This is a genomic window from Nocardioides zhouii, assembly GCF_004137345.1.
Taxonomy (GTDB): domain Bacteria; phylum Actinomycetota; class Actinomycetes; order Propionibacteriales; family Nocardioidaceae; genus Nocardioides; species Nocardioides zhouii.
On record NZ_SDWV01000006.1, the window covers coordinates 221,201 to 232,611 of the forward strand.

9 protein-coding genes and 1 tRNA gene are annotated in these 11,411 nt (G+C 71.1%); 5 read left to right on the forward strand and 5 right to left on the reverse strand.

Going from position 1 to position 11,411, the window contains the following annotated elements:
- Positions 1 to 8: 8 nt before the first annotated feature.
- Entirely contained in the window at positions 9 to 782 is a 774-nt protein-coding gene (locus tag EUA94_RS08375; protein ID WP_129426411.1) for a dioxygenase family protein, read from the forward strand.
- 9 nt (positions 783 to 791) lie between these two features.
- Positions 792 to 1,655, forward strand: a complete 864-nt coding sequence (pdxY, locus tag EUA94_RS08380) for a pyridoxal kinase PdxY (protein WP_129426412.1) — start codon at positions 792 to 794, stop codon at positions 1,653 to 1,655.
- A gap of 77 nt (positions 1,656 to 1,732) precedes the next feature.
- Here the strand turns inward: pdxY and EUA94_RS08385 are convergent.
- Positions 1,733 to 1,808: transfer RNA gene (locus tag EUA94_RS08385), tRNA-Thr, on the reverse strand.
- A gap of 61 nt (positions 1,809 to 1,869) precedes the next feature.
- On the opposite strand from EUA94_RS08385, the gene EUA94_RS08390 reads away from it, so the two are divergent.
- The 3 genes from EUA94_RS08390 to EUA94_RS08400 all read left to right on the forward strand — a co-directional run bounded on the left by EUA94_RS08390 (position 1,870) and on the right by EUA94_RS08400 (position 6,091).
- Positions 1,870 to 3,702, forward strand: coding sequence for a glycoside hydrolase family 13 protein (locus EUA94_RS08390; protein WP_129426413.1), 1,833 nt, complete (start codon positions 1,870 to 1,872; stop codon positions 3,700 to 3,702).
- An 18-nt stretch (positions 3,703 to 3,720) separates the two neighbouring features.
- Positions 3,721 to 4,926, forward strand: a complete 1,206-nt coding sequence (locus EUA94_RS08395; protein ID WP_129426414.1) for a DUF4032 domain-containing protein — start codon at positions 3,721 to 3,723, stop codon at positions 4,924 to 4,926.
- 85 nt (positions 4,927 to 5,011) lie between these two features.
- Complete coding sequence (locus EUA94_RS08400; RefSeq protein WP_129426415.1) at positions 5,012 to 6,091, forward strand: NPCBM/NEW2 domain-containing protein; 1,080 nt, start codon at positions 5,012 to 5,014, stop codon at positions 6,089 to 6,091.
- Positions 6,092 to 6,127: 36 nt separating this feature from the next.
- Here EUA94_RS08400 and EUA94_RS08405 read toward each other — a convergent pair whose 3' ends face one another.
- The 4 genes from EUA94_RS08405 to EUA94_RS08420 form a co-directional block, all read right to left on the reverse strand.
- Entirely contained in the window at positions 6,128 to 7,633 is a 1,506-nt protein-coding gene (locus EUA94_RS08405; RefSeq protein ID WP_129426416.1) for a metallophosphoesterase family protein, read from the reverse strand.
- Between the two features lie 7 nt (positions 7,634 to 7,640).
- Positions 7,641 to 8,603 carry a 23S rRNA (guanosine(2251)-2'-O)-methyltransferase RlmB gene (gene rlmB, locus EUA94_RS08410; RefSeq protein ID WP_129426417.1) on the reverse strand — a complete coding sequence of 321 codons (963 nt, stop codon included), beginning with the start codon at positions 8,601 to 8,603 and terminating at the stop codon, positions 7,641 to 7,643.
- A gap of 6 nt (positions 8,604 to 8,609) precedes the next feature.
- Positions 8,610 to 10,025 (reverse strand): cysteine--tRNA ligase, encoded by a 1,416-nt coding sequence (gene cysS, locus EUA94_RS08415; protein ID WP_129426418.1) that lies wholly within the window; start codon positions 10,023 to 10,025, stop codon positions 8,610 to 8,612.
- A gap of 114 nt (positions 10,026 to 10,139) precedes the next feature.
- Positions 10,140 to 11,411, reverse strand: a 1,272-nt coding sequence (locus EUA94_RS08420) for an Ig-like domain-containing protein (protein ID WP_165356840.1), incomplete at its 5' end; no start/stop codon positions are given.

An 11,411-nucleotide genomic window follows, 5' to 3' on the forward strand; every position in this document is an offset into this window, starting at 1 on the left:
AGGATGTCATGACCTCTGCGATGCCTGCCCTCTACATCGGCCACGGTGCGCCGCCGCTGCTCGACGACCCGATCTGGTCCGGCCAGCTCTCGGCGTGGGCCGCCGACCTGCCGCGCCCGAAGGCGATCCTCATCGTGAGTGCGCACTGGGAGTCGGCGCCGGTGAGCCTGACCGCGAGCCACGCTCCGCTGGTCTACGACTTCGGGGGTTTCGCGCCGAGGTACTACCAGATGACGTACGAGACGCCCGACGCGACGGCCCTGGCGCAGCGGGTCGCGGCGATGATGCCCGGCGGCGAGCCGGTCCACCAGCACGCGACACGCGGCCTCGACCACGGCGCGTGGGTGCCGCTCAAGATCATGTACCCGCAGGCCGACATCCCGGTGCTCCAGATGTCGCTGCCCACCGACGACCCCCACCGCCTGATGAAGCTCGGCGAGCGGCTGCGCCCGCTGCGCGACGAGGGCGTGCTCATCATCGGGTCGGGCTTCCTCACCCACGGCCTGCCGTTCCTCAAGGAGTTCCGCATCGAGGCAGAGGCCCCCGGCTGGTCCCAGGACTTCGACCTCTGGGCCGCCGACGCGCTCGCTCGCGGTGACGTCGACCTGCTCTCCGACTACAAGGCCAAGGCCCCGGGCATGCCGTACGCCCACCCGACCGTCGAGCACTACACGCCGCTCTTCGTCACCCTCGGCGCGGCGACGGCCGCCGACACCCCCGGCAGCCAGGTCATCGACGGCTACTGGATGGGGCTCTCGAAGCGGTCGCTGCAGGTCGCCTAGTCTCGGGGGATGCGCGTCCTCTCGATCCAGTCCCACGTGGCGTACGGCCACGTCGGCAACTCCGCCGCCGTCTTCCCGCTGCAGCGCCTCGGCCACGAGGTGTGGCCGGTCCTGACGGTGAACTTCTCCAACCACACCGGGTACGGCGCATGGCGCGGGCCGCTGATCTCGGCGGAGGACGTCGCCGCCGTGATCGCTGGGATCGGTGAGCGGGGTGCGTTCGAGTCCTGCGACGCGATCCTCTCGGGCTACCAGGGATCACCGGAGATCGCGGACGTCATTGCCGACGCGGTCGCACAGGTCAAGGCGGCCAACCCCGCGGCGACGTACACCTGCGACCCGGTCATGGGCAACGCGACCTCGGGCTGCTTCGTCAACCCGGCGATCCCGCCGAAGTACCGCTCCATCGTCATCCCGGTGGCCGACGTGCTGACGCCCAACCAGTTCGAGCTGGGCTTCATCACCGACCGCGACGCGCTCAGCGGCTCGTCGTCGCTCGACGACATCCTGTCGGCGGTCGACGAGGTCCGCGCCCTCGGTCCCGCGACCGTGCTGGTCACCTCGGTGGACCGGGCCGGGGCAGCGGAGGACGCGATCGAGATGCTGGCCGTCACCGGCGACGGCGCCTGGCTGGTGAGCACGCCGCGCCTCCCGATGAAGGCCAACGGCTCGGGCGACATCACCGCCGCCCTCTTCACCGCGCACCTCCACGAGACCGGCTCCCCCGCCGACGCCCTGGCTCGGACGGCCTCGTCGGTCTTCGCCGTGCTGAAGGAGACGCTCGACTCCGGCGAGCGGGAGCTGCGGCTCATCGCCGCCCAGGACGCGATCGCCTCCCCCGCCTGCGAGTTCGAGGTCGAGCAGGTCCGCTGACGAACATAGGCAGTTGGCCGGCCGCCGCCGATCGACCACGGTTGCGGACGACCCATGGCGTGCCGAACTGCCTACGTTGGAGCCGGTGACAGGAGTCGAACCCGCGACATCTTCTTTACAAGAGAAGCGCTCTACCAACTGAGCTACACCGGCGTGCGTCCGAGGACGCGGCGGCAATCCTAGTCAGCGCGTGACGGCTGAGAGGATGACCCCCGTGAGCCTCCTCCACCTGCCCCATCACGACGGCTCCCCGCTCTACGTCTCCGACGAGGCGCCCACGTTGGGCGACACGGTGACGGTGCGGGTCCGGACCAGCGCCGAGGACCCGGTCGACGCGATCTGGCTGCGCACGACGTACGACGCCGAGCCGGTCTTCCATCCGACGACCTCGCAGGCCGCCGAAGGTGCCGTGTGGTGGGAGGCGCGGCTGCCGGTGCACAACCCGGTGACCCGCTACCGCTTCCTCATCGTGCGTGGCGGCGAACAGGAGTGGCTCACCGGCGGCGGGATCGTGGGCCACGACGTGCCGGACGGTGCCGACTTCCGGCTCGCCGCCTTCCCTGCGGCGCCCGACTGGGGTCGCGACGCCGTCGTCTACCAGGTCTTCCCCGACCGGTTCGCCCGTTCGGCGGCGGCCGACGAGCGGGAGGTGCCCGACTGGGCGCTGGAGGCGGGCTGGGACGACGAGGTGGTCTTCGAGGGCAGCGACCCGCGCACCCCGATGCAGTTCTTCGGCGGCGACCTCGACGGCATCACCGAGCACCTCGACCACGTCGCCGAGGTCGGCGCCGACGTCGTCTACACGACGCCGGTCTTCCCCGGCGAGAGCAACCACCGCTACAACGCGACCACCTTCACCAGCGTCGATCCGCTGCTCGGCGGCGACGAGGCGTACGCCCGGCTGAGCACCGCCGTCCACGCGCGCGGCTGGCGGATCCTGGGGGACCTGACCACCAACCACACCGGCGACACCCACGAGTGGTTCCTGTCCGCCGTCGACGGCGGCGTCGATGACCCGCACCGCTCCTTCTACTACTTCGAGGAGGACGGCACGTACGCCTGCTGGATGGGCCACGGCACGCTGCCGAAGATCAACCACGCCGACCTCGATGTGCGGCACGCGATGGTCGAGGGACCGCACTCGGTGGTGGGCCGCTGGCTCCGCCCGCCGTACGACGTCGACGGCTGGCGCATCGACGTCGCCAACATGACCGGCCGGCTGGCCGACATCGACGTGGCCCACGAGGTCGCGCGGGCCGTGCGCGCTACGGCCGCCGAGCTCCGCGAGGACCCGTGGGTCATCGGCGAGCACAACCACGACGCGACCGGCGACGTGGACGGCGACGGCTGGCACGGCACGATGAACTACTCCGGCTTCTCCTGGCCCGTGTGGTCGTGGCTGCGCGACCCGGCCTCGCCGGCGCGGCCCTTCGGCCGGCCCGTGCCGGTCCCCCGCCGCGGCGGCGGCGCGGTGGTCGACACCCTCCGCGCCTGGCAGGGCACCCTCGGCTGGCGGGCGACGGCATCGAGCTGGAACATCCTCGGGTCCCACGACTCCGCGCGGATCCGTACTGTCGTGGGCGGCGACGCGCAGGTGCACCGCGTCGCGGCGGGCCTGCAGTTCAGCCTGCCCGGCGTGCCGATGCTCTTCGCCGGCGACGAGATCGGCCTCGAGGGCGTCACCGGCGAGGACTCCCGCCGCACGATGCCGTGGCACCGCGAGGACGAGTGGGACCGCACCACGCTGACGGCGTACGCCGACCTCGCGCGGGTGCGCCGTGACCACGTCGCCCTCCGTCGTGGCGGCCTGCGCTGGGCGTACGTCGACGACGACACCCTCGCCTACGTGCGCGAGCACCCCGACGGGTCGGTCCTCGTGGTGGCCCGCCGGGCCGCGGGCTCCGCATTCGCGCTCGCAGTCGAGCCGGGCAGCCACCTCTTCGGGTCCGAACCCGGCGGCGCCGACCTGGCCGGCGGACCCGAGGGCGTCGAGGTCCCGGCTGCCGACGGACCGCGCGTCGACATCTGGGCCCTCGGCGAGGAGTGACGCCGCTAGGGTCATCGCATGGCCATGCGGATCGTCGCCAGCCGGCCCGACCCGGCCATCCTCAGCCTGCCCTGGGACACCCCGCTCGAGGAGTGGCCGGACGACGTCGTCGTCCCGCTGCCGCGCGGGCTGTCGCGCCACATCGTGCGCATCGTGCGGCTCGGTGACCGGGTCTACGCCGTCAAGGAGACGCAGGACGACATCGCCTTCCGCGAGTACCGTATGCTCCGCGACCTCCAGCGGATCGGGATGCCGGCGGTCGTGCCGCAGGGCGTCGTCACCGGCCGCGAGGACGCCGACGGCGAGGAGCTGCCGGCGGCCCTGATCACCCGGCACCTCCAGTTCTCGCTGCCCTACCGCAGCCTCTTCAGCCGCGGGATGACCGCCGCACACGTGCCGACCCTCATCGACGCCATCGTCGTGCTGCTCGTACGGCTGCACCTGGCGGGCTTCTACTGGGGCGACGTGTCGCTCTCCAACGTGCTGTTCCGGCGCAACGCCGGCGAGTTCTCGGCCTACCTCGTCGACGCCGAGACCGGCGAGCTGCGCGACGAGGTCGGCGAGCGGATGCGGGAGTACGACATCACCGTCGGCTGCGAGAACATCTTCGCCGAGCTGATGGACCTCGAGGCCAGCGGCGCCGTCCACGAGATCGACGGCTTCGAGATCATCGAGCGCCTCCGCTCGCGTTACGAGGCGCTGTGGAAGGAGCTCACCGACCTCGAGGAGTTCCGGGCCGATGAGATGTGGCGCATCGAGCGTCGCGTCGAGCGGCTCAACGACCTCGGCTTCGACGTCGACGAGCTCGACATCGTCACCGACCTCGACGGGGACACCATCCGGATCCAGCCGAAGGTCGTCGACCTCGGTCACCACGCCCGCGAGATCCAGGCCCTGACCGGGATGAGCGTCGAGGACAACCAGGCCCGGCGGCTGCTCAACGACCTCGCCTCGTTCACCGCCCACTACGACCTCGGCCGCGAGGACCGCCACCTGGTGGCGAGCAAGTGGATGCACGAGATCTTCGAGCCGATCATGTCGATGATCCCACCGGACGCGACCGGCAAGCTGGAGCCGGCCGAGGTCTTCCACGAGATCCTGGAGCACCGGTGGTACCTCTCGGAGCAGGCCGGGTTCGAGATCAGCATCCACGACACCGCGCGCGACTACATCGACCGCTTCCTCACCGCGAAGCCGGACGAGGCGATCACCGGCGAGGAGTGAACGGGTGGGCCCCCCCGTTTGTGGGGAGTGCGGTCGGCAGCGCACCCGGCGGAGGATCCGTGGAGCACCACTCCCCGGAGGATTCATGCGCCTGGTCCACGCCGTCGTCGCGGCGCTGCTGCTCGCCCTGCTCGCTCCGCCCGGGGTCGCCTCGACCCCCGAGCCGTCGGCCGTCAGGTCACAGGCGGTCCGCGTCTCCCTCTCCGCCTCGCCGGAGTGGGTGAAGAAGGGCGGGCTCGTGACCCTGTCGGGGGCCGTGACAGGTGTGCGCGGCCGCGTGTCCGTCACGATCTACCAGAAGACCAAGGGCAAGTCGTCGTGGAACGTCGAGGCCGTCAAGCGCACCACCCGCAAGGGCCGCTTCACCCACCGCGAGGACGTCAAGTCCGGCGACCGCACCTACAAGGCGTGCGTGAAGCGCAGCTGTGACAGCGTTCTGGTGCACATGGGCCAGCAGCCGAAGCAGGACACGGCCGTCTCCATCAGCTCGCTCAGCGCGTACACCACGGAGGCGGGTCAGCCGTTCACGGTCTCCGGGGTCGCCAGCGGCAACCTCAACGGCCAGCAGGTCCAGGTCCAGGCGTACGACACCGGCAGCTCGTCGTGGAGCTCGATCGGCGGCGCGGGCGTCCAGAACGGACAGTGGGCGGCGACCGTCACGGTCACCACCGCCGGCAAAGCCGTGCCTCTCCGCGCGGTGTTCCTGGGTGGTGGGACGCTGCTGTCCTCGGTGAGCGCTGCCTCCACGGTGGCCGTGTACGGCTGGTACTACCTCTACGACGGTCCACCCGACCAGGTAGCGCAGAGCGGGACGCCGGAGTACGACTCTTTCAACGTCAACGGCACCAACTACTCCAAGTCGGTCGGCATCTACGGTGGCACCGGATACACCAACTACGTCGAGTTCAACGTGGGCCGTGCGTGCATCCGGATTGACGCAACCGTCGGCGTGAACGACGAGGCGAGCACCTCCCTGAGGACCACCGCCCGCCTGCTCGTCGACAACGTGACGAAGTGGACCAAGTCGGGCATCGCCCTCGGATCGTCGGATGCGATCAGCATCGACATCAGCAACGGTCTGCGGCTGCGTCTCGAGAACACCGAGACAGTCGACGGCAGCGGCTACCTCGTCTTCGGCGACGCACGGGCGCTCTGCGCCTTCTGACCACCGCATCGAGCCGGGCTGACGACGAGGGGCGTCTCAGCCCGGCTCGATCGGCTCCCACTCGCCGACCAGCCACGAACCGTCCGTGCGCAGCCGCACCCACTGCAGGCCGACCGGTCGCCCGTCGGCGTACGTCACCAGGCTGACGTCGGCGTCGCGTCGCGGCTTGCTGCCCAGCGCGATCGCGTACGCCGCCCCGCCGGTGGTGCCGTTGGTCCAGGTGTACCCGGTCGCGCCGTCCTCGCCCTCGACGGCGTCGGGCCCGGACTGCACGTGGGTGTGGCCACCCAGCACGAGGTCGACGCACCCGCGGGTGAGCGCCTCGCGCCCGAGGTTGGCGTCGTGGACCAGCACTGTGCTGACCCGCTCCCCGTCCTCGGCTGCGGCGCAGGCAGCGTCGGCCAGGCGGTCGCCCACCTCGGTGAAGCTGAGCCCCGACTCCTCGCGCCAGCTGCCGAGGCCGCTGCTGCGCGGGTCGTCGACGCCGAGCAACGTGCCGCCCCAGGGTGCGTCGACCGCCTCGCCGTCGAGCATCGTCCAGCCCTCCTCGGCGAGATAGCTGCTGACGAACGTGCCGTGGTCGTGGTTGCCGGCGACGCCGAAGCGGTCCCAGTCGTCGAAGGCACCCGCGAGCGAGTCGAGGCTGAACGCCTCCCACGGTTGGCCGGTCGAGGTGTCGTCGCCGGCGTCGAGCACCACCGTCGCGCCGGCCGCGTCGCCGATCGCCCGCGCGACGCGGTCCATCCCGATGTTGTCGTGCCGGTCGCTCACCAGCAGGGCCACGGTCTCGCCGTCCTCGGGCTGGCGGACCGCCAGGTCGGCAGCGCCCTCGGCGGCGGTGGAGTAGAACTCCTTGCTCTTGTCGTAGGTGTCGATCGCACTCAGCACCAGCCGCTTGCTCTGGGTGGTGACCGGACCGGTGCGAACCTCGATGTCGCGGACCTCGTCGGGCAACGTCACGTCGGGACCGGCCAGCTCGGCGAGCGTCTGCCAACTCCCCTGCTCCTCCTGCGTCTCCGCGCGCGACTGCCACGGCTGCCACACCAGTAGCGGCAGCGTCAGCAGCAGGACGAGGGCGAGCCACCCCTGCCGGGTGCGGAGGCCGCGGAAGAGCTCGCCGCGCCGGTGCCGGCCGAGCAGCAGGAACACCGCCACCGGCACCAGCCCGACGCCCAGCCCGCGTACGGCGGCCGAGATCGCCATCTCGACCACCACGCCCTGCACCTTGTCGACCTGCGCGGTGGGGTCAGCGGCGATGTACGCGTAGCGCTCGACCAGCTCCTCGATCGAGCCCACCTCGGTCTTGCCGAGGGTCAGGGTGACGCCGACCGGACCGATGTCGCGGAAGCGCAGGTCGGGCAGCAGCGGCCCGGTCTCGACGACCGCGTCGCGCGCCATCGTGGGGCGTACGACGGTGTCGTGGCCGACCACGACGACCGTCCGGCTGCTCGTGAGGAACAGCGACACCGCGACCACCAGCCCGAGCGCCACGCTGCACGCGAGCAGCACGACGCCGACCAGCAGCCGGCGCGGAGTGCTCATCCGATGGTCATCCGGGGAGGCGGGCCTGCGAGATCGCGTAGAGGGCGACCGAGGCGGCCACCCCGGCGTTGAGCGACTCGAGCTGACCGGCCATCGGGATGGAGACGATCTGGTCGCAGGTCTCGGCCACGAGCCGGCCCAGGCCCTTGCCCTCGGACCCGACGACCACGACCAGCGGTCCCTCGGCGAGCCCACCTGCCGCGACGAGCTCGGGCAGCGAGATGTCACCGTCGGCGGCCAGGCCGACGACCATGCAGCCCGCCTCCTGGTACGCCTTGAGCTGGCGGGTCAGGTTGACGGTCTGGGCGATGGGCAGTCGCGCGGCCGCACCGGCGCTGGTCTTCCACGCCGAAGCGGTCATGCCGGCGGCGCGACGCTCGGGGATCAGCACGCCGTGGGCGCCGAACCCGGCGGCCGAGCGGACGACGGCGCCGAGGTTGCGCGGGTCGGTGACCGAGTCGAGGGCGACGATGAGCACCGGCTCCTTGGCCTCGTCGGCACGGTCGAGCAGGTCGTCGGCGTGGGCGTACTCGTAGGCCGGCAGCCGCGCTGCCAGGCCCTGGTGCACGGCACCGGAGGTCATCCGGTCCATCTCGTTGCGGGTGACCTCGAGGAGGCGTACGCCCTGCTCGGCGGCGAGCTTGAAGGCCTCCCGCAGGCGGTTGTCGCGCTCGGCGCCCTCGGCGACGTAGATCGCGGTTACCGGCACGCCGCCGCGCAGCAGCTCGACGACCGAGTTGCGCCCGGCCGCCCACTCGGCGTCGGACGTCGTACGCCGCTTGGGCCGCGTGTCCTTGGCCTTCTCGGCGCGCTTGGCGACCTTGTGCGCCTGGTGGTACGGGCGCTCGCTGGCCTTGGGCGTCGGCCCCCTGCCCTCCAGGCCGCGCCGGACGCGACCGCCCGAACCGGCGGTGCGGTTGCCCTTACCGGTCTTCTTGATGGCGCCCTTGCGCTTGGAATTACCTGCCATGACGGGTCACACGCTCCCTGCATCTATCGACCACCGTGGTCCGGCGGGCGTGTCCTCGACCTCGAGGCCGGCGTTCGCGATCTGGTCGCGGATGGTGTCGGCGCGGGCCCAGTCCTTGGCCTCGCGCGCCGCGGTCCGCTCGGCGAGCAGCCCCTGCACGAGGGCGTCGACGACGGCGCTGAGCTTGTCGTCCGAGCCGCTCGTCGCCCACGCGGGGTCGGCCGGGTTGAGGCCGAGCACGTCGAGCATGGCGATGACCTCGCCGAACTTCTGGCTGAGCTCGTCGGACGGTCCGTCGGCGAGGAGCCGGTTGCCCTCGCGGACCGAGTCGTGGATGACGGCGACGGCCGCGGGAGTGCCGAGGTCGTCGTCCATCGCCTGCCGGAAGTCGTCGGGCATCGCCGCGAACCAGGTGCCGACGACACCGGCGGCCCGCTCGAGGAAGTCCTCGATCCGGCGGAACGCCTTCGCGGCGTCGTCGAGGGCCTCGAAGCTGAACTCGACGTGCGAGCGGTAGTGCGCCGCCACCATGTAGTAGCGCAGCTCGATGCCGCGGACCCGCTCGAGCACGGACGGAATGAGGAGCGAGTTGCCGAGCGACTTGCTCATCTTCTCGCCGGCCGTGGTGATCCAGGCGTTGTGCAGCCAGTACGACGAGAACGGACGACCCGCGGCCCGCGACTGGGCCTGCTCGTTCTCGTGGTGGGGGAAGCGCAGGTCGACGCCGCCGCCGTGGATGTCGAAGGCGGGGCCGAGGTACTTGCCGGCCATCGCCGAGCACTCGATGTGCCAGCCCGGACGACCGGGACCCCACGGGGAGGGCCATGACGCGGTCTGCGGCTCGCTCTCCTTCTTCCAGCCCTTCCAGAGTGCGAAGTCGCGGGGGTCGCGCTTGCCACGCGGGTCGGCGTCGCCGGCGGGCTCCATGTCCTCGACCTTCTGCCGCGTCAGCTCGCCGTACGCCGCCCAGCTGCGGATGTCGAAGTAGACGTCGCCGCTGCCGTCCTCGGCCGCGTAGGCGTGGCCGCGCGCGATGAGCTGCTCGATGAGCTCGACGATCTCCGGGACGTGGCCGGTCGCGCCCGGCTCGTACGTCGGCGGGAGCACGTTGATCGCGGCGAGCGCCGAGTCGAGCTCGCGCTTCATGGCCGCGGCGAGGGCGTACCAGTGGATGCCCTGCTCCGCGGACTTCGCCAGGATCTTGTCGTCGATGTCGGTGACGTTGCGGATGAAGTCGACCTCGTAGCCGGTGGCGGAGAGCCAGCGGCGGAGCACGTCGAAGTTCACCGCGGACCGCACGTGACCGACGTGAGGCTCCGACTGGACGGTGAGGCCACACACGTAGATACCGGCCCGGCCCTGCTGCAGCGGGACGAAGTCGCGCGTCTCGCGCGTCGCGGTGTCGTGGAGCCTCAGTGTCACCCGGCGATTCTAGGGTGGAGGACGGCGATCCCCCGAGTCGCCGACGGACGACGAAGGAGTCCCGAGCCGCCGTGGGGGTAGCGGTTCGGGACTCCTTGTCGTGCTCCTACGTGGTCAGCTGACCCGCAGGCGCGTGCTGACGTGGTCGCCCAGCGTGTGCACGTCGCCGAGGTACTTCACCTTGACGACGTACTTGCCCGACCGCGGCAGCCTGATCTTGACCACGACCGTCCCGTCGCCCACCTTGCGGGTGAGCTCCTTCTTGAAGGAGCCACCCACCTGCTTGACCAGGATCTCGACCGGGCCGGTCGCGTCGCCCGCGGCGCTGTCGACCGTGGCCTTGATCTTCGCCCTGTCGCCCGCGTCGACCGACTTCGGCACCGACACCTCGACCTTCGACCGGCCCTTGGTGACCGTGACGGTCACCGTGGACTGGCTGGGCAGGTAGCTGCCCGAGCCGAGGTACTTCAGCGTCAGGCTGTGCGTGCCGACCTCGAGCGACTTGGCGGGCAGCGCGATCCGAGCCGTGCCGTCGCCGCGCAGGGTCGCCTCGCCCAGCTTGGTGGAGCCGTCGTAGAGCTCGACGGTGCCGCCGGCGGGCGGGGCCACGGTGATCGACACCGACGAGGCCTTCGCCCACTGCAGGGTGACGTTCGGTGCCGAGACCGTGGTGGGGGCCTTGAGGACCACCACCTTGACCGTGCCCTGGCTGGCGTTGTAGCTGCCGTCACCGACGTACTTCAGCGTCAGCGAGTGGTCGCCCACCGCCAGCGCCCTCGCAGCGACCGCGATGCTGGTCGCGCCACCGGTGAGAGTGCCCTCGCCCAGCTTGGTCGCACCGTCGTACAGCTCGACCTTGCCGGTCGCGGCGGACGGGGTGACCGTCACCGACACCGAGCCCGCGTTGCCCCACGTGATGTCGGCAGCCGTGCCCGACACCGAGGAGGACGCCTTGACCACCGTGACGCTCATGGTGCCCTGGCTGCTGCTGTGGCTGCCGTCGCCGAGGTACTTCAGGGTCAGCGCGTGGGTGCCCACAGCGAGTGCCCGCGACGGGATCGCGATCAACGTGGTGCCGCTGGTCAGGTTGCCCTCGCCCAGCTTGGTCGCACCGTCGAAGAGCTCCACCGTGCCGGTCGCGGCGGACGGAGTGACCGTCACGGTCACCGAGCCTGCGTTGCCCCAGGTGATGTCAGCAGCAGTGCCCGACACCGAGGACGAGGCCTTGACCACCGTCACCGACACGGAGCCCTGGCTGGCCGTGTAGCTGCCGTTGCCCAGGTACTTCAGCGTCAGAGAGTGGGTGCCCACCGCGAGCGCCTTCGCAGCGATCGTGATCGAGCCCTGCGTCACCGTGGTGTCGCCGAGCTTCGTCGCACCGTCGTA